Genomic DNA, 20,749 nt, shown 5'->3' with positions numbered 1-20,749 from the left:
CGGCTGTGGAAAGTGTGTGGAGGCGGCATGGAGGCGGGACTCCACGCCGGTCAGAAGACGGCGAACCGGGGCAGCAGCAGCCCGGCGCCCTGTTCGGCGGCGATCCGCGCGCCGAGGTCCCACTCCGCGCGGTCGCGCCGGGCCGCGCCGCGGATCCGGTGCAACTCCGCGACGAAGACGCGCTCGCCCACCCGGTCCGCCACTGCCAGCGCCTCCTCGGCCAGTGTCGCCGCGGTGTCCGGACGGCCGCCGGTCAGGTACGCCTCGGCCATCGCGCAGAGCGTGATGGTCCGGGTGGACCGCAGTCCGGGACGGTAGAACTCCTCGGCGGCGGCGCGCATCGCGTCGAGCCGGCCGTGGTCGCCGCCGCGCGCGGCGGCCCACTCCAGGAAGTACGCGCCGGTCGCGGTCATGTGCGGCAGGCCGGTGGCGCGGCCGATGTCCCGGCACCGTCGCCCCGCCGCGTCGGCCGCGGCGACGTCGTGCTCCTGCATCGCCAGCCAGGCGGCGTAGAGCGCCGCGTTGGCCCGGCCGTACGGGTCGTCGAGGTCCTCGGCGAGGGCCTCGGCGGCGGCGATGTCCGCCCGCGCGCCGGCCGGGTCGCCGCGCATCGAGCGCACGAGCGCCCGGAAGTTGTGGCAGGCCAGCACCGGACGCCGGCCCACCTCGCGGCGCAGCAGCGCCCGGTCGACGGTACCCAGCCGCTCGATCCCGGCGGTGAGCCGCCGCTCGCTCTCGGCCTGCCGGCCGGTGAAGTAGGCGACCGCGCCCAGCAGGTACTCACCTGCGACGGCGGTCAGCCCGCTGCCGTCGTCGGGCGCCCGTACGAGCCGCCCGGCGAGGTCGGCGCAGATCGCGAACTCGGCCCGGTTGGCGGCGAGTTCGCCGAGCGCCCAGAGCGCGTGGCGGATGTCGGCGTCCGGCCCGACGAGCGTCAGCAGCTCTCGGGCGCGGGCGCAGACCCGGTCGACCGCGTCGCTGCCGACGCCCACCGTCATCTGGAGCAGGGACGCGCGGTGCAACTGGACGGTCAGCTCGGTGGCCGCCGCGTCGGGCGAGACCCGCGCGGCCGGGGCCAGCCGGAGCGCGGCGCGTTCGAGGTGGCCGAGCGCGTCCTCGTAGGCGACCCGGCGGGTGGCGTCGTCGGCGGCGCGCAGCGACCACCGCAGGTGGTCCTCGCCGTGGCCCAGACCGACCGCCTCCCCGTAGTGGTGGGCCAGCTCGGCCGGCGCGGTGCCGGCCGTCCGCTCGTACGCGGCGGCCAGCCGGGCGTGCAGCGCGGCCCGGCGCGGCGGGACCAGCTCGGCGTAGGTGACCTCGGCGATCAGCGGGTGGCGGAACGCGAGCGCGCCCGGTCCGGTCTCGACCACCAGCGCGGCCGGATAGGCCGGGGCGAGGTCCTCGGCGACGGTCTCGGCGGTGCTGTCCAGTGCCGCCGCCAGCACCGCCAGGTCCAGGTCGTGCCCGGCCACGCTGAGCAGGTCGAGGCAGCGCCGGGCGGGGCCGGGCAGTCCGGCGAGCCGCAGCCGCACGGTGTCCCGGATGCTCGGCGGCAGCTCCGCTGCGGCGCCCGGATCGGTCCGGGACCGCAGCAGCTCGGTGAGGAAGAACGGGTTCCCGCCGGTCCGGGTGACGAGCCGGGTCACCACCGGCTCCGGCGGCGCCACGCCGGTGCGGTCCCGGACCAGGTCGGCGACCGCCGCGGCGTCCAGCCCGGCGAGCCGGACCTGACCGAAGCCGCCCCCGCGCGCCAGCTCGGCGACTGTCGCCACCAGGGCCGGGTCGTCGCCGTACGGCCGCAGCGTGGCGACCACCAGTGCCCGGGACGCGGGCAGGGCGGTGGCGAGGAACCGCAGCAACAGCAGCGAGTCCGGGTCGGCGGCGTGCAGGTCGTCGAGGACGACGAGCAGGCCGCGCTCCCGGGCCGCCGCGTGCACCAGTTCCGACACCGCCTCGTACACCTGGAACCGGGCCGTGGGGTCGAGACCGCGACCGTCGGCCGGTCCGCTCGGCGCGCCGGCGGCGAACCCGTCCAGGCGGCTCGCCGAGCCGGTGGCGCGGGTCTGCGGCATCGCCACCAGCGCGCGTACCACCTGGCTCCACAGCCAGAACGGCGGCGCCTGCCCGACGTCCGGACAGCGGCCCCAGACCACCGGGACGCCGGTCGCGGCGGCGCGGGCGCCGAGTGCCGCGGCGAGGCTGGTCTTGCCGATGCCGGCCTCCCCCACCAGCGTCAGCACCCGCCCGCTCTGCCCGGTGGCCGCGTCCAGCGTGTCCCGCAGCCGCTCCAGCTCCGCGTCCCGGCCCACGAGCGGTCCGCCGTCCCGCTCCGGCACCGCCCCGGCGGTCGCCGGGCCGCCGGTGTCCGCGGGACTGCTCCGGTCCGGCGGTACGGCCTGCTCCAGGATCAGCCGGTGCACGGCGCGGGTCTGCTCACCGGGGTCGATCCCGTACTCGCCGGCCAGGATCCGGCGGCCCTCGTCGAAGACGGCGAGCGCCTCGGTCTGCCGCCCCGAGCGGTACAGGGCCAGCATCAGCTGCGCCCGGGCGCCCTCGCGCAGCGGGTGCGCCGAGACGAACCGGCGCAGTTCCGGCAGCAGCGTCGCGTGCCGGCCCGCGGCGACGGCGGCTGTCAGCCGCCCCTCCTCGGCGCTCAGCCGCAGCTCGGCCAGCCGGGCCGCCTCCGGACGCACCGCGGTCAGGTCGGCCACGCCCGCCAGCGGCTCGCCGCGCCACAACGCCAGCGCCTCGGTGTACGTCCGCTCGGCGGCCGCCGCCTGCCCGGCCGCGAGCGCGTCCGCAGCCCGGTCCACCAGGCCGGCGAACCGGATCGCGTCCACCGCGTCGGCGTCGACCCGCAGTTCGTACCCCCCGGGGTGGCTGCGCAGGACGCGCGCCGGCTCGCGGTGGGACCGTTGGGGTTCCACGGCCCGGCGCAGCCCGGCGACGTACGTGCGCAGCGTCGTCCGGGCGCTGGCCGGCGGTCGTGCGTCCCAGAGCGCGTCGACCAGCCAGTCGGCGGCGACGAACCGGTTCGGCCGCAGCAGGAACAGGGCCAGCAGCGCCTGCTGCTTCGGCCCGCCGAGGGGCACCACCCGCCCGTGCCGGACGACCTCCGGCGGACCCAGCACCCGGAACTGCACAGTCACCTCGACGACGACCCCATCGGGCCGAGTATGGCAGCGCCGGTCCACTCCGGACACCGGCGATCGGTCAGGGGACTGTGAGCGGGGTGCCTGCTCTGCGCACCTCCCCCATGAAGTGCAGGATCTCCTCGTGGTTCGTCGACATGACCGCGGTCATGGCGCCGGTGCGGTAGTAGATGTCGACGCGGATCGGTTCCGGCTCCAGCGAGACCGGCTCGTCGGCGCGCATCCGCGCGAGGACGCCCGGCACGTCGTAGGCCAGGGTCACGTCCGGGCGGTGGAAGTACTCGACGCCGCCGATCTCGACGACGGCGAGTCCGTCCGGCTCGCAGACCGGCTGGGTCAGCAGGTCGTAGCGGTACACCTCGTCGAGGAACGGGCGGACGTCGGCCGCGAGCTGCCGCGAGACCACCTCCTGCCACCACAGCTCCAGCGCCCGCCGCCCGTCCGCCTCGGTGAAGAGGTAGCCGATGGCGGCCGCGTACGCCGGCGCGCCGCCGCCGTGACCCCGCATCGCGGCCTCCCGCAACGGGATCGCCTCCCGCGCCGTGGTGGTGTCCGCCCAGTCGGCGAGGCTGTTGAGGACCCGGGACTGCTCCCACCCGGCGAGCCGCCGCAGCGGCAGCCAGCAGTGACGCAGGACCGCGTTCTCGGCCATCACCCGGGCCCAGAACAGGAACCGCTGCATCACCGCGTTGTCCGCGAAGGTCATGGTGCGGTGGGCGAGCACGTACTCGAAGTCGTCGTTGTCGCCGCGCAGCGCGACGATGCCGTACAGCTCCTTGTTCTCCGCGTACTCGGTGTTCGGCAACAGCATGATCGGGTAGACGGCGATCCGGGACACGTGCTGGGCGAGTTCGTCGTACCCCGCCAGGAACGACTCGACGGTGTCGCCCGGCGCGCCCCAGATCAGCTCGGCGTAGCAGTCCAGCCCTTCCCGGTTGAGCCACCGCACCAGGTCACGCCAGTCGTTGACCTTCATGTTCCGCCGGCGCATCAGGGTCAGGGCGTCCGGGTTGAGCGACTGGAGGGCCAGGGTGAAGGAGCTGCGCAGCCCCGCCTCCTTCATCCGCCGCACGATCTCGTAGAACACCTTCGACTTGTTCTTGGCCCACGAACTCTCGAAGGCCAGCGGGAAGCCGTGCCGCCGCTTGATGTCGATGAGGTCGTCGACGAGTTCCAGGTCGATCGGCAGCATGCCGAAGTTGGCGTCGCAGGCGACCACTGTGTGCACGCCGCACCGGGCGAACAGTTCCAGCTCGGCGCGCAGCCGTTCCCGGGAGAACGCGCGTACCCGCTGGCCGACAGCGCCGCCCCAGTAGCAGAACGAGCACTTGTACGGGCAGCCGCGGTTGGTCTCGAACAGCGCGACGTCGTAGCGGAACCGGCCGTCGGCGTCGAGCAGTTCGACGGCTCCGGTGAGGAACGGCGACGGGATGATGTCGAGATCCTCGATCCGGGGCCGGTCCGGGTTGGTGACCACGCTGCCGTCGGCGCGGTGCCAGGAGATGCCCTGCACGTCGCCGAGGGCGTCGGGGGCCACGCCGGCCAGCCGGGCGCGGAGCAGGTCGAGGAAGGTCAGCTCGCCCTCGCCGTTGACCACCACGTCGATCTCCGGGTAGAGCCGGAACACGCGTTCGGCCTGCGCGCTGACGTGGGTGCCGCCGAAGATGACCCATCCCTGCGGGTTGAGCTGCTTGTAGGTGGCGGCGAGTGCCCCGAACGCGCGCTGGCTCCAGCCGAAGACGGAGAACCCGATCACGTCGGGCAGCGGGCCGGCGAACAGCCGGGCGGCCATCTCCCCGTGCGTCACCCGCCCCCGGAAGTTGCAGATCTCCACCGACACCTGGTCGTTCAGCTCGGCGTCGCCGGACACCATCGCCTTGAGGTACGCCGAGGCGAGCGGCAGCGACTCCAGCGGCATGTCCCAGACGCCCTGCTGCACCAGGACCACCCGAAGGCGCCGGCCCGCACCGCCGGCGCTCGTCTGGCTGTGCTCCACCGATCCGCCGCTCTACTTGCGGTAGACGGTGATGTGCCGCTCGTCGGAGTCGCGCAGTGGTCGTCCGTCCCAGTGACCCCAGCGCGACTCCATGGTGAGCCCGCCGAGGCGGGCCATCAGGTCCATCTCCGACGGCATGACGGTGCGGATGCGCATCGGGAAGAACCGGATGCCGTCGGGCCGCAGGACCGCGAACTGGATCGACGAGCACTGGGAGATCCGCTCGCGCCGGGTGAACGTCATCACGACGTGGTCCTTCTCCACCCGTACGGTCTGGGTGCGCTGGTTGCGGTCGTACCGCGCCGGGTCGGGGATCGACGTCTGGATCACGAACCGCCCGCCCGGCTCCAGGACGTCGGCGACCTTCTGGAAGCAGCGGATCTGCTCCTCCTGGTCGGTGATGAACGGCAGCGTGTCGAAGACCGCGTACGCCAGCGAGAACTTGTACGGCAGCGTGAAGTCGGTGAAGTCCTGCACGTGCACGTGCACCAGTTCGCCGCCGGGCTTGTCGCGCAGCTGCGTCAGCATCCCCTCCGACGCGTCGATGCCGTGCACCTCGATGCCCCTGCGGGCCAGCGGGACGGCGACCCGGCCGGTGCCGACGCCGAGTTCGAGCACGGGCCCGCCGCCGGCGTTCTCGGCGAGCCACTCGATCGTCTCCTCGGTGTCACCCGGGTCGCCGGCCCATCCCGTCCCGTCGAAGACGTCGGCGACGGCGTCCCCGTAGGTGAAGATCTCGAAGCCTTCCACCGTGTTCTCCTCCACGCCGGTGATTGGGGTACCGGCGAATCGTGGCGGACGAGTGCGCCTGACGCTGCGCTGTTGTGAGCACGAAGTGAGGGCAACTCGATTGGTGTATCGGTGGCGCCGCCGACGGTTCAGCCGGTATGCTACTGCCCCTTCGGGGCCTGCTGTCCATTCGCAACCGTCTAATGAGCAGGCCGGTCGCGACACACCCGGCGACCGTGGCGTGGACGACGGCGGATTGCTAGGCTCGGGCCACGCTTTCGATCGGACGACAAATCTCCAGGAGACATGAATGGCTGTCGGTCGCTTGGCGGCGGTAACACTGGATTGTTCCGAAATCGCCCCGCTGGTGGCCTTCTACCGGGAAGCGGCCGGCCTCGAGCCGGTGCACGAGTCGGAGTCCGGCGCGTTCCTCAGCAACGGTGACGGCGTCGCCGTGGCGTTGCAGCGGGTGGAGAACTACCGGCGTCCGGAGTGGCCCGGGCAGACGGTTCCCCAGCAACTGCACCTCGACCTGGCCGTCGACGACATCGAGACGGCCGAGACCGAGCTGCTGCGCCTGGGTGCGACGAAGCCCGCCGACCAGCCCGGCGACGCGAAGTGGCGGGTCTTCCTCGACCCGGCCGGTCACCCGTTCTGCGCCTCGGTCTGGGACTGAAAGAGAACCACGGAAGGAATGAGACAAGGTGAGCACCGCGACTGCTTCATTTACGCTCGACTCCTGGGACGAAGACGAGTGGCAGGAGACCCCCGACGGCATGAAATTCTCGCGGGCCTCGGTCACCAAGACGTATTCCGGTGAACTCGAGGGCACCAGCCGCGCGCAGTTCCTGTTCGCCTATGGCAAGGGCGGCGCCGGATACGTCGGTCACGAAGTGATCGAGGTGTCGATCGGCGGTTCCAAGGGCAGTTTCATGCTCCAGCACCAGGCCGTCGGGTTGATGAGCGACGAGGAGGGCGGCGCCGAGTGGCACATCGTGCCGGGGACCGGCACCGAGGGGCTCGCCGGCATCCAGGGCACCGCCACCATGCGCAAGCTGGAGGACGGCAGCCACACCTTCACGCTGAACTACGAACTCCTCGACGAGCTCGTCTGACGCGCTGAGATCGAGGCGGAGGGCCGCTACCGGGAAGCCGGTAGCGGCCCTCCGCCTCGGGCTGTCACGGCACGTCCGCCACCGCCGTGACGGGCCGCGCGGCGTCCAGCAGCATCCTGCTCGCCTCGTGGCGCGGGTTGCCGAACACCTGCTCGACGGTCCCCTCCTCGACGATCCGCCCGCCGCTGAGCACGGCGACCCGGTCCGCGTTGCGGGCGATCACACCGAGGTCGTGCGTCACGATGAGCACCGCCAGGCCCAGGGTCCGCCGCAGCGAGTCGAGCAGGGCCAGGACCGAGGCCGCCACCTGGGCGTCGAGGTTCGACGTGATCTCGTCGCAGACGAGCACGTCGGCCCCGGCGGCGAGCGCGCGGGCGATCGCGACGCGTTGCCGCTGCCCGCCGGACAGCTCCCGCGGCAGCCGCGACGCCAGCTCCCCCGGCAGGCCGACGAGCCCCATCAGCCGGCGGGTCTCCGCCGCCACCGCCTCGGCCGTCATCCCACCGGCCAGGCGGACCACCCGGCCGATCGCCGCGCCCACCGGCCGCCGCGGGTTCAGCGACCCGCCGGAGTCCTGCGGGATGAGCTGCATGCGGCGTCGCTGGTGCACCGGCCGGCGCCCGAGCGTCGGTTCCAGGATCTCGCCGGACAGCGTCACCCGGCCCGAGCTGGGGCGCAGCGTCCCGACGACGGCCCGGGCGAGCGTCGTCTTGCCGCAGCCCGACGTGCCGAGCAGGGCCAGCGCCTCGCCGGCGCGCAACCGCAGGGACACGTCGTCCAGGACGACCCGCCCCCCGCGCGGCACGGTCAGCCCGGACACGGTCAGGACCTCCGCCCCCCGCACCGGCGTGGCGGCGCGGCGGCGCATCTCGGCCGGCAGGTCCGGCACCGCGGCGAGCAGGTCCCGGGTGTACGCGGCGGCCGGGCGGGCGAGCACCTGCGCTGTCGGTCCCTCCTCGACCACGACGCCGCCCCGCAGCACGATCAGGCGATCGGTCATCCGGGCGGCCGCGGCGAGGTCGTGGGTGACGAACACGACCGCCAGCCCGCGGTCGGCGGAGAGCCGGTCCAGCTGGTCGAGCACCTGCTTGCGCACCAGCCCGTCCAGGCCCGTCGTCGGCTCGTCCAGCACCAGGCCGCGCGGGTCACCGGCCAGCAGCCGGGCCAGCGCCAGGCGTTGCTGCTGGCCGCCCGAGAGCTGGTGCGGGTACCGGCGCAGGAAGGCCCGGTCGCCCGGCAGGCCCACCTCGACCAGCCCTCGGCTCACGGCCGCGTCGGACCGGTCCGCGGCCAGTTCCCGGATCTGCGCCCGGACCCGCAGCGTCGGGCTCAGCGCCGACGGCGGGTCCTGCGGAAGGTACGCCAGCACCCGCCGCCGGACCCGGCGTACCTCGGCGCCGGGGGCCGTCAGCACGTCGTGCCCGTCGACCACGACCGTGCCCCCGGCCACCCGCAGTCCGCGCCGTACCGCGCCGACGAGGGCCATCGTCAGTGTCGTCTTGCCCGCCCCGGACTCGCCCACGACGGCGACCCGCTCGCCCTCGGCGACGCGCAACGACAGGTTCTCCAGGACGGCCCGGCCGGCGGTGTCCTCGACCCGCAGCCCACTGATCTCGATCATCGCAGCACCCGCCCGACGATCCGGTCGATGCCGAGGTTCGCGGCGACGGTGAGCACACCGAGCAGGATCGCCGGCACCGCGACGCCCCACGGGGTGAGCTGGATGCCCTCGACGTTCTGGCTGATCATGGCCCCCCAGTTCGGGCCGCTGGAGCCGAAGCCGAGGAACGCCGCCGCCGCCGTCAGCGTGACCGCGATGGCGAGGCGGGTGCCGAAGTCGGCGAGCACCGGCCGGACGATGTTCGGCAGGATCTCCCGGACGATCACCGACAGGTGCGAGTCGCCGCCGGCGTAGGCGGCCACCACGTACCCGTCCTCGACCGCGCGGAGCGTCTCGGCCCTGGTGACCCGGGAGACGAACGGCGTGCCGGTCAGCACCACCACGATGATCATCGTGGTGGCGCTGTACCCCCAGCCGTGCAGCAGCACCAGCAGGATCAGCACCGGCGGCAGGCCCAGCAGCAGGTAGTCCAGCCGGGACACCACGGCGTCGGTGATCCCGGCGAAGTAGCCGCCGACCAGGCCCAGCACCAGGCCGAGCACGGTGGCCAGGATCGTCGCCACCACCGGCACGGCCACCAGCGGCCGGCCACCGGCCAGCACCCGGTCCAGCACGTCCCGTCCGGCGCTGTCGGTGCCCAGCGGGCTGCCGGCCGTCGGGGCGCTGTAGGGCAACCCGACGATCCGCTCCGGCTCGCCGGCGAACAACGGGCCGAACAGCGCCACGCCCAGCACCAACAGCACCACGGCCACGGCCGTCCCGGCGAGCAGCCACCGCGCGGCCCTCATCGGGCGGCCACCCGCAGCCGGGGGTCGACCGCGAGGACGAGCAGGTCGGCCACGATGAACGAGACGAGGATGATCGCGGCGAGGAGCAGCCCGACCCCCTCCAGGACGGCGGTGTCGTGGTTGCGGACCGCCGCCACGAGCGTCTGCGACAGGCCCGGGTAGTTGAAGACCACCTCGACCACCGTGGTGCCGCCGAACAGCCCGGACAGCAGCCACGCGAACGTCTGCGCGCACGGCGGCGCCGCCGCGGGCAGCAGGTGCCGCGCCACGACCACCCGCTCGGGCAGCCCGGCCAGCCGGGCCGCCTCGACGTGGGGCATCGCGTCCGCGTCGATGACAGTCGCCCGCACGATCCGGCTCGCCCACGCCGCGCCGAACAGCGTCAGCGCGACCACCGGCAGCACCAGGATCTCCGGCCGGTCCAGCGGTCCGCCGCCCAGCGGCGGCAGCGAGATCGCCGGCAGCAGCGGCCACAGGTCGGCGAACACCAGCACGAGCAGGCCGGCGGTGACGAACTGCGGGATCGACACCGCCACCACCGCGACGGCCGACACCGCCCGGTCCACCCGGCCGCCCGGCCGCAGCCCGGTGAGCAGCCCCAGTCCCATCGCCAGCGGCACCGTCACCGCCGCGGTGAGCCCGACCAGGAGGCCGGTGGCGGCCAGCGGCTCGGCCACGACGTCCACCACCGGCCGGTGCATCGAGGTGCTGGTGCCCAGGTCGAGGCGCAGCGCCGCGGTCCCCCACTCGACGAACCGCACCGGCCAGGGCCGGTCGACGCCGAGTTCGGCCCGGCGCTGCGCGACCTCCTCGATGGTGGCGTCGGGCCCGAGTGACGCCGACGCGGCGTCACCCGGGAGCACCTCCGAGCCGGCGAAGAGCACCACCGCCACCGCGAACAGCGTGGCCACCGTCGCCAGCAGCCGTCGGGCCAGGAACCCGAGCGCGGTCACGCCGGCCCGGTCGCCCGGTCGAACAGCTGGACCGACTGCATCGTGCGGACCCCGCTGATCCCCTTACGGGCGGCGTCCAGCTGCTCCTGGAAGCCCCACAGCAGGTCGCCGCCCTCCTTGTAGAACTCCTCCTGCAACGCCTTGAACGCCTCGGCGCGGGCGTTGTCGTCGACAGTCGCCTGGGCCTTGGCCAGCCGCGCCTGGTAGGCCGCCGACGTGCCGGTGACGTTGAACGGCGCCTTGCCGTGGGTCACCGCCGACAGGTGCACGGCGGCCGGCCGGTTGACGTAGTAGAACGCCTGGAACGGGTGCGTGGCCAGCGTCATGAGGTCGGCGTAGTAGGCGTCGGGCGAGATCTCCTGGAGGGTCAGCTCGACGCCCGCCTCCTTGAGCTGCTGGGCCATCAGCCGGCTGGCGTTGAGCATGCCGGGGACGATCTCGCCGGTCCGCAGCGTCAGCTTCGTGATCCCGGCCTCGGTGAACAGCCGCTTCGCCTGCTCCAGGTCACGGGCGCGCGCCGGCAGGTCGGCGTAGCCGGGCAGGCTCTTGCCGACCACGTCGTCGGCCGTCGAGCCGAGCCCGAGCAGCGCGTTGTCGACGAGCGCCTGCCGGTCCACGGCGAGCCGGACCGCCTGGCGGACCCGGACGTCGTCGAACGGCGCGAGCTTCTGGTTCATCGCGAACGACAGCGCGTTGGCGTTCGCCGGACCACCGCGTACGACGGTGAGCTCGCTGTTCGCCGCCTCGGTCTTCGCGCCGGTGGAGCTGATGCTGACGGCGTAGTCGACCTGTCCCGCCTTCAGCGCCGACAGCCGGGCGCCGGCGTCGAGGATGCCGACGATCTGGAGTTCGGCGACGCTCGGCTTGCCACCCCAGTACTGCTCGTTGGCGACCAGCCGGGTCGTGGTGCCGTTGCGCTCGGCCAGCCGGTACGGGCCCGAGCCGATCGGCTTGCTGAACTCGGTCATGCCGGCCGGGAAGACCGGCGAGAAGACGACGAGGACGGCTTCCTTGAAGTCACCGCGGGGGGTCAGCAGCGGGACGGTGACGGTGCGGTCGTTGACGGCTGTCACCTTGGCGAGGTCGACGTTGGCGTAGACGGAGGCCCGGTTGCTGGGCTTGGCGCCGAGCGTACGGATGCTGTGCACCACGTCGGCCGCGGTGACCGGCTTGCCGTCGTGGAACGTCACCCCGGAGCGCAGGTTGATCGTCCACACGCTGCCGTCGGCGTTCGGCTGCACCGACTCGGCGAGCTGGTACTTGTACTCGCCGTTGTCGAGCACCATCAGCGAGTCGTACACGTGCCGCATGACGATGAGGGTCGCGCCGATGCTGGTCAGGAGCGGGTTGCCGGCTTCGGCGTCGGTGACCGCGTTCGGCGCGCCCACCTTCAGCACCGCCAGCGACCCCCCGCCGGCCGCCGCCGGCGACGGCTGCTCGTCGTCGTCGCCGCAGGCCGACAGCAGCGGCACGCCGGCCACCGCGGCGCCCGCGACGAGCCCCATCCGGAGCAGCGCGCGGCGATTGAAGGGCGAGTCGTAAGGGGTGGGCGACATGGTTCCTCCACAAAGGTCGTGCCGGTGAGGTCGGATCGCAAGACGTCTGCGGACCTGACGGTCGCCGATCACCGGCACGGGTGTCTGCTCAATAGGGCGCGGTGTCAGGGGGCCGTCGGGGCGGACATCAGCGCCATCAGTTCCGGTGTGTACAACTCCCGCAGCGGCACGATCCCGGCCACCGCGTCGAAGTAGCGGGTGGTCAGTTCGGGGCTGCTGCCGACGGCGCGCAGCAGCGCGCGGCGCTTGTCCCGGGCCTCGGCCTGGGCCACCAGCAGGGTCGCCTGGTAGTTCTCCATCAGCCGCTGCTCGCGTTCCCGGTCGTAGCCGGCCAGCGCGGCGTCGAGCCGTGTCCGGTCGGCCAGGTGCTCGCCCACCGACTCGGCGAGCAGGTCGGCCTGCATGAACGCGTCGGAGATGCCGCGCGCGGTCAGCGAGTCCTTGTGGTGCCCGGCGTCGCCGACGAGCGCCCAGCCCGGGCCGTGCGCGCGGCGGAAGAAGTTCTGCTGGTCACCCGTGCCGTGCACGCCGCCGATCTGCCGGCCGCGCTCCATCTGCTCGTACAGCCGCGGCGCGTTGGTCCGCACGTTGTCGAGGTAGGCCGCGCGCGCGTCGTGCCGGACCTCGTCGAAGCGCTGCTGCGGGTAGTAGGCGGCGATGAGCACCGCGCCGTCGTTCGTCGGCACCGCTGACACCCAGCCGGTGTCGCCCTCGTACATCTCGAAGTGTGTCTTCGGCCCGTCCCAGAACGCGTAGTACGCGCAGGTCAGCGGCGGGTGGGACGTCGTCGTGGGCGCGCCGGTGAGCCCGGCGACGGTGGAGCGCATCCCGTCGGCGCCGACGACCAGCGCGGCCCGCTCGTCGCCGCGGTCGGTGCGCACACCGACGACCCGGTCGTCCTCCCACAGCAGGCCGGTGACCCGGCAGTCGTCGCGGAACTCGGCGCCGGCGTCGACAGCGGCGCCGGCCAGCAGCGGGTCCAGGATCGAGCGGCGGGGCGCGTACGCCGCGCGGATGCCGTCGATGCCGCTGCAGCAGCCCTCGACGCGCACGTCACCCAGCTCGTAGACGACGTGGTCCAGCGGCGGGCAGCCGGTGGCCCGAAGCGCGTCCAGCAGACCCCAGCGGGCCAGCCGCGCGACGCCCGGCTGCTGGATGTACAGCGTGGAGAGCTTGTCGGCCGGGAAGGCGCTGCGGTCCAGCAGCAGCACCCGGTGGCCCTGGCGGGCCAGGAGCATGGCGGTCGGCGCGCCCGCGCAGCGGGCCCCGACGACGACGACGTCGTACATGATCGTTCAACCTCCATCGGCGGTACGGGCGAGGACCACGGCCGTGTTGATGCCCCCGAAGCCGAAGCCGGTGGACAGCGCGTACCGCAGCCGGGCGGGCTCGGGCCCGGCGCCGGCGAACCGGATCCGGGCATCGATCGGTCGGGCCAGGTTCGGGTTGGGGTGCACGAAGCCGCCGGTGAGCTGCGCGACGGTGGCGACGGCCTCGACCACCCCGGCCGAGCCGAGGCAGTGACCGGTCAGCGCCTTGGTGGCGTTCACCCACGGCCGGCCGGCGGCGCCGAGCACGTCGTGCAGCGCCGCGAGTTCCGTCTCGTCGCCCAGCCGGGAACCGGTGGCGTGGGCGTTGACGTAGTCCACCTCGTGCGGGGCCAGCCCCGCGGCGGCCAGGGCGGCCCGGATCACGCGGGCCTGCCCGGCCGCGTCGGGGTCGGCGAGCCGGTTGGCGTCCAGGCCGAGGGCGTACCCGGCCACCGTCGCCAGGACCGCCGCGCCGCGCCGGGCCGCGGCGGCCGGGTGTTCCAGCACCAGCGCCGCGGCGGCCTCGCCGGGGACGAAGCCGCGCCGGTCGTGGTCGAACGGCCGGCAGGCGGCGGCCGGGTCGCCACCCGGCTCGGCGAGCGCGCCGAGCACCGCGAAACCCCGGTGGTGCATCGGTGTCAGCTCGGTGACCGCGCCGACCAGGACGCAGCAGTCCACCGCGCCGGCGGCGACCAGCCGGGCGGCGTGCACGATGCCGACGTTGCCGCTGGCCGAGGCCCCGCCGACGGTGAAACCCTCGCCGGTGGCGGACAGCACCTCGCTGAGCGTCCCGACGTGGTCGGTGTCCTGGACGTGCAGGGCGAACCGCGCCGGCAGGTACGCCGGCCGTTCCTGCCAGGTCCGGTACAGCTCGTGCGTGTACCGCGCGGTCAGGTTGTGCCCGGCCACCACGATCCCGACCCGGTCGCCGGGGATCCGGGCGCCGGGCAGGCCGGCCCCGGTCCACGCCTGGAGCGCCGCCGCGACGGCGGCCCGCACCGGCTGCGGCGCGCGCGCCGCGGCCCGGACCGCCCGGCGGCGCAGCGGCTCGGGCACGCCGGCCACCGCGTCGTCGAACGACCACCCGGTGATCGGCGCGGCCAGGCCGTCAGCGGTGCCGACGACACCGCTGCGGCCCGCCCGCAGCGCCGTGGTGAACGACGGGACGTCCGCACCGATCGCGCAGACGATCCCGGTGCCGGTCACCGCGACCGTGCTCACATGTGCGTCCGCAGCAGCTCGACGATCCGGTCGAGGTCGTTGACGTCGCGGAACTCGGAGATCGGCACCACGATGCCGAGCCGCTCCATGGCCAGCGTCACGACCTCGGCCCGGTCGATGCTCGTGCAGCCGAGGTCGCTCAGCGTGCGCCCGGCGGTGACGCTCGCCGGGTCGACGTCCGGGACGACCTCGACGAGGCTCGCCTTCACGACCTCGAAGACGGTCATGCCGGTGACACCCGCGCCCCGGAGCGGTCCCGCCGGGTGAACCGGTGGCCGCGCGTGGTCTCGGTCGCCATCCGGTTGTGCGGGTTGCCGTTGTGTCCCGCGACGAGCACCGAGCCCCAGCGGTCCAGCGACACGGCGCCGCCGTACTCCTCGATGACGTCGGTGTCCGGGTAGACGTCCACCGACACCGGCACGTACCGGCCGGCGAAGCCGAGCCGCATCTCCTCGGTGCGTCCCGCGTGCGGCAGCGACGCGTGCATCAGCGTCGACCAGAACATGATCGCCTCGCCGGGCCGCATCACCATCGACACCGCCTTGGACTCGTCGGGCTTCCAGTCCGGGTCGATCTGCAGCTCGCGGTAGTCGTAGCCGAAGAACCCGCGGCGTACGCCGTCCTTGTCGGTGCTGTTGATGGAGGCCGGGTCGTAGTGCATGCGCTTGGTCTCGTCGTAGAACATCGTCCGGTGGGTGCCCGGGATGAACTGGAGGCACCCCGTCTCCTCGTTGGCCTCGGTGAAGGCCGTCCAGACGGTGATCGTGCCGCCGAAGTCCTTCGCGTCGCCGGGCCAGAGGATCTGCGGCTTGCCGGAGGCGTTGGCGAACGTGTCGGCCTGGTGCCAGTCGGTGCCCTCGTCGCCCGGGTACTTGGGGAAGAACTCCGACCGCCAGCACTGCACGTCCGGGCCGAGCACGCTGACGACGCGGTCGACGATCCGCGGGTGGCAGATGTGGTCGGCCAGGAACTCGTTGTCCAGGTGCCGGTCGTAGTTGGAGATGTTGGTGTTCCCGGAGAGCGCGGCCTCGTCCTGGTAGACCGCGTGCGAGCGGTCCAGCAGGCGCAGCCGTTCCCGCCGCCACCGCCGCTGCATCTCCTCGACCTCGTACACCGGGAACGGGCCGAAGTACCCGTTGCGGTGGAAGTCGGCCAGCTCCTCGTCGGTGAGCGTGTAGTCGTCCTCCATGTCATCCTCCTACCTGTTGCAGGGAATGGTGGCGTCGGGACGCGTCCACCACCTCGGCGAGGCACCCGACCGTGGGCTCCTCCATCTCGGCGCCGGTCAGCGCGATGCCGAACCGGTCGTTCACCATGGCCACGATCCGGGTCAGGGCCAGCGACGTGGCGCCCAGGTCGAACAGGTCGCCGTCCACCGGCACGTCGCGCCGCAGCACCTCGTCGGCGATGGCCTTCACCCCGGACACCGCGTCGTCGCCGGCCTGCTCGGCCGGCTCGGCCGGCTCGGCCGGCTCGGCCAGACGGTCCAGGACCGCCACGTCGGCTTTGCCCTGCACGGTGAGCGGGATGTCGGCGACCACGTGGAAGCGGGACGGCCGCAGGTAGCCGGGCAGGTCCGCCACGGTCACGGCGAGGTCCGCCTCGGTGAGCGCGGACGGGTCCGCGCCGGGCGGGGGCGCGACGTAGGCGACCAGGCGTACGTCGCCCTCGCCGAAGTCCTGGGCGGTCACCAGCGCGGTGCCGACGCCGGGGTGCGCCAGGACCGCCGCCTCCACCTCGCCCGGCTCGATCCGGTAGCCGCGGACCTTCAACTGCCTGTCGACCCGGCCGAGGTAGACCAGGTCGCCGTCGGTCCGCACGGCCCGGTCCCCGGAGCGGTACCAGCGTTCACCGCCGGACTCGGCGAAACGTTCGGCGGTCAGCTCCGGCTGGTGCAGGTAGCCCCGCGCCAGCCCGGCGCCCGCCACGTACAGCTCCCCCGGCGTGCCGTCCGGCACCGGCGCACCGGTCTCGTCGCGCAGCTCGATCCGTACGCCGGGCAGGGGCCGGCCGATCGGGCTCACCGACGGCCGGTCGAGGTCCGCCGCGACGATCCGGCGGGCGGTGGCGTGCACGGTCACCTCGGTGATGCCGTACATGTTGACCAGTTCCGGCCGGTCGTCGCCGCGCCGGGCGATCCACGGCGCCAGCATCGCGACGTCGAGCCGCTCGCCGCCGAACACCACCAGGCGCAGGTCGTCCGGGCCCTCGTCGGCCAGGTAGGCGGCGGCGAGCTGGCGGAACGCCGAGGGGGTCTGGTTGAGCACCGTGACCTGTTCGCGCCGCACCAGGTCCAGCATCAGCGCCGGGGTCCGGGCGACGCTCCCCGGTACGACGACGAGCCGGCCGCCGGACAGCAGCGCCCCCCACAGCTCCCAGACGGAGAAGTCGAAGCCGATCGAGTGGAACAGCGTCCACGTGTCGTCGCCGCCGAAGCCGAAGCGCTCCGCGCCGTGCTCCAGCAGCGCCACGACGCTGCGGTGCGACACCTCCACGCCCTTCGGCGCCCCGGTGGAGCCCGACGTGTGGATGACGTACGCGGGGTCGTCCGGCCCGGCCTCACCGGCGGGCTCCCGTACCGCGTCCGCGCCGACGGCCCGGTCCGCCGGGCCGGCACCGGCCGCGGCCTCGGCGGCCGTGCCCTCGCCGTCCTCGTCGTCGGTGTCGTCGTCGTCCTCGCTGTCGTCGGCCCACAGCACCGGACCCGACCACTCCGCGAGCGAGTCGGCGGTACGGGTCACCGCCACCGTCACCGGAACCCGGCTGCCGGCCAGCACGGCCGCGACCCGCGCGGCCGGATGCTCGGCGTCCACCGGCACGTAGGCGCCGCCCGCCTTCACCACCGCCAGGACGCACACGACCAGATCGACCGAGCGGTCCACGCACACCCCGACGTGGACGCCGGGGCCGACCCCGTACCCGCGCAGCCGCTCGGCCAGCTCACCGGACAGGCGGTCCAGCTCGCTGTAGGACAGCCGGTGGTCGCCGCAGGTCACCGCGATCCGGTGCGGCTGTTCCGCCGCCCGCCGGGAGAAGATCGTGTGCAGGCAGTCAGTCACGGGCATCGGTCACCGCTCCGTCTTGGTGGCGTACATGCCCCAGTGCTGGGGCGTGAGCGACAGGTCGGACAGGCTGGACTGGACGAACATCCGTTCCCAGCCGCCGCCGCCCTTCTCCTCCGGGATCCACTGGCGGGTGAACACCTCGCGGGTGGCCGGGTCGCTCATCGCGCGGACGCCCATCAGCGTGTAGTACGAGCTGAGCGACTTCAGGTGGATGAAGTGGTGGATGCGGTCGGACCGGCCGAACGCCTCCTCGTACAGGTAGATGGTGGCGTGGCCGGCGAGCGCCCGGTTCCAGCTCTCGCACAGCGCCCGGGCGAACGCGCGCCCCTCGGCCCGGAACTCGTAGCGCAGCTCACCGGTGCGGTGCATGAGGATGCCGCAGGTGGCGGAGTTGAGCTGGTCCTCGACCGGCACGTCGGTCTGGAGCTGCGCGGTGGGTACGGTGAACGTGGCGGCGCCCTCGGTGGTCCGCACCGAGTCCGGCGTCTCGTCCGACGTGCCGTACATGCCGAAGGCCGACGGGATGAGCACCGTCTCGTGCAGGTCGCCGTCGAGGAACATCCGGTCCCACGTGCCGCCGCCGCGCGCGGGGTCGATGCGCTGGCGCATGATGATGTCCCGCCAGCCGGCGTCGCGGCTGCCCATCTCGATCAGCGTCTCGTACGCGTGCAGCGACTTCAGGTGCATCAGCCAGTGGAGGCGGTCCTTCGTGCCGAAGGTCTCCTCGTAGACGAACACCGTGATGATGCCGGCGTAGTTGGTGTTGAGGTACTCCGACAGCTCCCGGGCGAACTGCCGGGCCTCGGAGCGGAACTCGGCACGCAACTGACCGACCCGTTCGACGATCACGCCGGCGTTGCCCGAGTGCAGGATCGCGGCCCGGTCGATCGAGGTCTGGGCCTGGGCGGTCGGCAACACGAACGGCGGACTCGATGTGGTGGTCATCGGAGACTCCTTCGCTTCGGCTGGTTCGGTGGGCGCCCGGACACGCTAGTCAGCATCGGACCAGCGGCTCTGCTCACTAATGGCCACCGGCGGACAGTGCCGGCGCAGGACGTCGGCCGCCCCGCGCATCAGCAGTTCGGCTATGACGTCGACGTGCCGCAGCCGCCAGTCGGCCAGTTCGGTGCCGCGCACGTACCTGTTGAAGGCGCCCATCGCCGGTCCGGTGTGGACCTGGAAGTTCGCCCGTTCGGTGGTGTCGCCGCGCAGCGCCACCTCCGTGGCGTGGGCGAAGTACCACTTGAACGCCAGTGCCATCCGCCGTCGCGGGCTGGCGCGCTCCACCTCCGCGGCCCGGCCGGTGTCCCGGTAGTGCCGCTCGGTCTCCCGCCACACCTGCGCGAACGGCCGGCGGAAGGTGGTCCGTTCCACGGCGTCGCGGATCGCGGCGGGCACCTCGTCCCAGGTGTCGTAGCGGTGGTAGAGCTGGAGCAGCTGGGTGGCCCGCGCCGCGAACATCGTGCCGCGGCGCAGCACCTGCACGCGGGAGCCGAACTCGAACGTGTCACCGGCCGGCGCGTACGCCGTGTCCTGGATCCCGGCGCCTGCCAGCAGGTCCTTGACCTCGGGTGACGTCCCGGCCTCGGGCGTGGCCTGGTTGATCGACCCGGTGACCACGAAGTCGGCGCCGAGCACGAACGCCGCGGCGACCGCCTCCGGGGTGCCCAGGCCGCCCGCGGCGCCGACCCGGATCCGTTCGTGGTAGCGGTGCCGGAGCATCTCCGCGTCGCGCAGCAGGGCGAGGTCCGGCACGAGGGTGAACGGGGACCGCGCGTCGGTGTGCCCGGCCGAGTCGGCCTCGGCGCACAGGTCGCCGCTCACCGGCAGCCGCGCCGCCGCGGCTGCCTCCCCGGCGGACAGCGCGCCCTCGGCCACGAGAGCGGCGAGCATCGCCGGCGGCGGCGGGGCCAGGAACGCGGCCGCGACCTCGGGCCGGGACACCTTCGCCACGACGTGCCGGACGGCGACCGGGGTGCCGTCGGCGCTCAGGTGCGCGCCGGCGAAGCGGAACCGCACCAGGGCCGCGGTGACCCCGGTGTACCCGGCCGCCTCGACGTAGCGGACGTCGTGCCGGACGTACAGCTCCGCCAGCGCCGACTCCAGCGCCGGGTTGTCCGGCATCGCCAGCAGGTTCATGCCGAAGCGGCCCGGACCGGGATCCGCGGTGAGCGAGCGCAGGACCGCCTCGACCTCGTCGCGGTCGAAGCCGCCCGCGCCGAAGAAGCCGAGCAGGCCCGCCTTGCCCAGGCGGGCGACCATCGCCACCGAGCTGATCCCGCGGTACATCGAGCCGGCGAGGTAGGACCAGGTGACGCCGTAGTCGGCGCGGAACCGCTGACAGCCGAGCGCCGCCGGTCCCGGATCGCCGCCGTCCGGCACGGCCGGCGCCGCCGCGAGCACCGGACGGAACAGGTCCGTCAGCACACGGCCCGGACCCAGCTCGCGCACCGTGCGTACGCCGCGGCCGACCAGATACGCCATGGTCTCGCGCCACCGCACCGGGCGACGCAGCTGCACGGCGAGCAGGTCGGGCAGCAGCAGCGGGTCGTGCGGCCGGGCGGTCACGTTGGAGATCACCGGCACCCGCGGCGGCGCGAAGCGGACCTGCGACAGCACATCGGCGAACTCGCCCGCCGCGGCGCGCATGTACCGCGAGTGGAACGCGGCGGCCACCGGAAGCGGGACGCATCGGCCCAGACCGGCGCCGGTGACCGCCCGCGCCGCCGCCGACAGCGACTCGCGCGGGCCGGAGAGCGTCACCTGGCCGTCGGCGTTGTCGTTGGCCACGTCCACGTCGTCGACACCGGCGTCGGCGAGTACCCCGGGCAGCCGGTCCAGCCGTTCACCGAGGACGGCGAGCATGCCGCCGCCGGCCGCCCGGGCCATGATCTCGCCGCGGCGGCACACCAGGCGCAGCGCCTCCTCGAAGTCCAGGCAGCCGGCCGCGAACAGCGCCGCGTACTCGCCGAGGCTGTGCCCGGCGAGGTAGTCCGGCGGCGGCTCCTCGTCGCGCGCCGCCAGGTAGGCCAGCGCGCCGACGACGAACAGCGCCGGCTGGGCGTACCGGGTGTCGCCGAGCAGGTCGTCGTCCCGGCACAGCCGGGTCACCGGTACGCCGATGATCCGGTCGGCGGCGGCGCACTCGTCCGGGAAGCGGTCGAACAGGTCACCGCCCATGCCCCGGCGCTGCGCGCCCTGCCCCGGGAACACCCAGGCGGACTTCGGTCGTAAGGACACGAC

At 73.6% G+C, this 20,749-nt stretch carries 16 protein-coding genes; 2 read left to right on the top strand and 14 right to left on the bottom strand.

Annotated features, from left to right (window positions below; all coding sequences use genetic code 11):
• Positions 1 to 50: 50 nt before the first annotated feature.
• The 3 genes from FHX31_RS10895 to FHX31_RS10885 all read right to left on the bottom strand — a co-directional run bounded on the left by FHX31_RS10895 (position 51) and on the right by FHX31_RS10885 (position 5,898).
• Positions 51 to 3,149, bottom strand: coding sequence for an ATP-binding protein (locus FHX31_RS10895; protein WP_486481662.1), 3,099 nt, complete (start codon positions 3,147 to 3,149; stop codon positions 51 to 53).
• Positions 3,150 to 3,213: 64 nt separating this feature from the next.
• The gene (locus tag FHX31_RS10890) at positions 3,214 to 5,148 is read right to left on the bottom strand and encodes a KedN5 family methylcobalamin-dependent radical SAM C-methyltransferase (RefSeq protein WP_013476314.1); all 1,935 of its coding nucleotides are present in this window, start codon (positions 5,146 to 5,148) and stop codon (positions 3,214 to 3,216) included.
• Between the two features lie 12 nt (positions 5,149 to 5,160).
• Positions 5,161 to 5,898 carry a class I SAM-dependent DNA methyltransferase gene (locus FHX31_RS10885; protein ID WP_013287017.1) on the bottom strand — a complete coding sequence of 246 codons (738 nt, stop codon included), beginning with the start codon at positions 5,896 to 5,898 and terminating at the stop codon, positions 5,161 to 5,163.
• A 289-nt stretch (positions 5,899 to 6,187) separates the two neighbouring features.
• On the opposite strand from FHX31_RS10885, the gene FHX31_RS10880 reads away from it, so the two are divergent.
• Positions 6,188 to 6,553 carry a VOC family protein gene (locus FHX31_RS10880; protein WP_013287018.1) on the top strand — a complete coding sequence of 122 codons (366 nt, stop codon included), beginning with the start codon at positions 6,188 to 6,190 and terminating at the stop codon, positions 6,551 to 6,553.
• A 28-nt stretch (positions 6,554 to 6,581) separates the two neighbouring features.
• Positions 6,582 to 6,992: a DUF3224 domain-containing protein gene (locus tag FHX31_RS10875; protein WP_013287019.1), complete on the top strand. Its 411-nt coding sequence runs from the start codon at positions 6,582 to 6,584 to the stop codon at positions 6,990 to 6,992.
• Between the two features lie 64 nt (positions 6,993 to 7,056).
• Here FHX31_RS10875 and FHX31_RS10870 read toward each other — a convergent pair whose 3' ends face one another.
• The 11 genes from FHX31_RS10870 to fabD all read right to left on the bottom strand — a co-directional run bounded on the left by FHX31_RS10870 (position 7,057) and on the right by fabD (position 20,746).
• Complete coding sequence (locus FHX31_RS10870; RefSeq protein WP_091326858.1) at positions 7,057 to 8,613, bottom strand: ABC transporter ATP-binding protein; 1,557 nt, start codon at positions 8,611 to 8,613, stop codon at positions 7,057 to 7,059.
• Complete coding sequence (locus tag FHX31_RS10865) at positions 8,610 to 9,401, bottom strand: ABC transporter permease (protein WP_013287021.1); 792 nt, start codon at positions 9,399 to 9,401, stop codon at positions 8,610 to 8,612. Before FHX31_RS10865 ends, FHX31_RS10870 begins: the two co-directional genes overlap by 4 nt.
• Positions 9,398 to 10,354, bottom strand: coding sequence for an ABC transporter permease (locus tag FHX31_RS10860; protein WP_013287022.1), 957 nt, complete (start codon positions 10,352 to 10,354; stop codon positions 9,398 to 9,400). The genes FHX31_RS10865 and FHX31_RS10860 overlap by 4 nt, the downstream gene beginning before the upstream one ends.
• Positions 10,351 to 11,910: an ABC transporter substrate-binding protein gene (locus tag FHX31_RS10855; RefSeq protein WP_184975943.1), complete on the bottom strand. Its 1,560-nt coding sequence runs from the start codon at positions 11,908 to 11,910 to the stop codon at positions 10,351 to 10,353. The genes FHX31_RS10860 and FHX31_RS10855 overlap by 4 nt, the downstream gene beginning before the upstream one ends.
• A gap of 104 nt (positions 11,911 to 12,014) precedes the next feature.
• The gene (locus FHX31_RS10850) at positions 12,015 to 13,199 is read right to left on the bottom strand and encodes an NAD(P)/FAD-dependent oxidoreductase (protein WP_114920721.1); all 1,185 of its coding nucleotides are present in this window, start codon (positions 13,197 to 13,199) and stop codon (positions 12,015 to 12,017) included.
• Between the two features lie 6 nt (positions 13,200 to 13,205).
• Positions 13,206 to 14,441 carry a beta-ketoacyl synthase N-terminal-like domain-containing protein gene (locus FHX31_RS10845; protein ID WP_184975940.1) on the bottom strand — a complete coding sequence of 412 codons (1,236 nt, stop codon included), beginning with the start codon at positions 14,439 to 14,441 and terminating at the stop codon, positions 13,206 to 13,208.
• Entirely contained in the window at positions 14,438 to 14,668 is a 231-nt protein-coding gene (locus tag FHX31_RS10840; RefSeq protein WP_013287026.1) for a phosphopantetheine-binding protein, read from the bottom strand. The genes FHX31_RS10845 and FHX31_RS10840 overlap by 4 nt, the downstream gene beginning before the upstream one ends.
• Positions 14,665 to 15,630 (bottom strand): chlorinating enzyme, encoded by a 966-nt coding sequence (locus tag FHX31_RS10835; RefSeq protein ID WP_013476310.1) that lies wholly within the window; start codon positions 15,628 to 15,630, stop codon positions 14,665 to 14,667. Before FHX31_RS10835 ends, FHX31_RS10840 begins: the two co-directional genes overlap by 4 nt.
• A gap of 1 nt (position 15,631) precedes the next feature.
• Positions 15,632 to 17,506 (bottom strand): non-ribosomal peptide synthetase, encoded by a 1,875-nt coding sequence (locus tag FHX31_RS10830; RefSeq protein ID WP_184975936.1) that lies wholly within the window; start codon positions 17,504 to 17,506, stop codon positions 15,632 to 15,634.
• Between the two features lie 3 nt (positions 17,507 to 17,509).
• Positions 17,510 to 18,451 carry a DUF6039 family protein gene (locus tag FHX31_RS10825; RefSeq protein ID WP_013476308.1) on the bottom strand — a complete coding sequence of 314 codons (942 nt, stop codon included), beginning with the start codon at positions 18,449 to 18,451 and terminating at the stop codon, positions 17,510 to 17,512.
• 45 nt (positions 18,452 to 18,496) lie between these two features.
• Positions 18,497 to 20,746 (bottom strand): ACP S-malonyltransferase, encoded by a 2,250-nt coding sequence (gene fabD, locus FHX31_RS10820; protein WP_402883366.1) that lies wholly within the window; start codon positions 20,744 to 20,746, stop codon positions 18,497 to 18,499.
• Between the last annotated feature and the right edge of the window lie 3 nt (positions 20,747 to 20,749).

The sequence above is a fragment of the Micromonospora sp. CNZ286 genome (assembly GCF_014207755.1).
The sequence above is the reverse complement of the archived record's forward strand: the minus strand, read 5'-3'. Positions and strand labels throughout refer to the sequence as shown.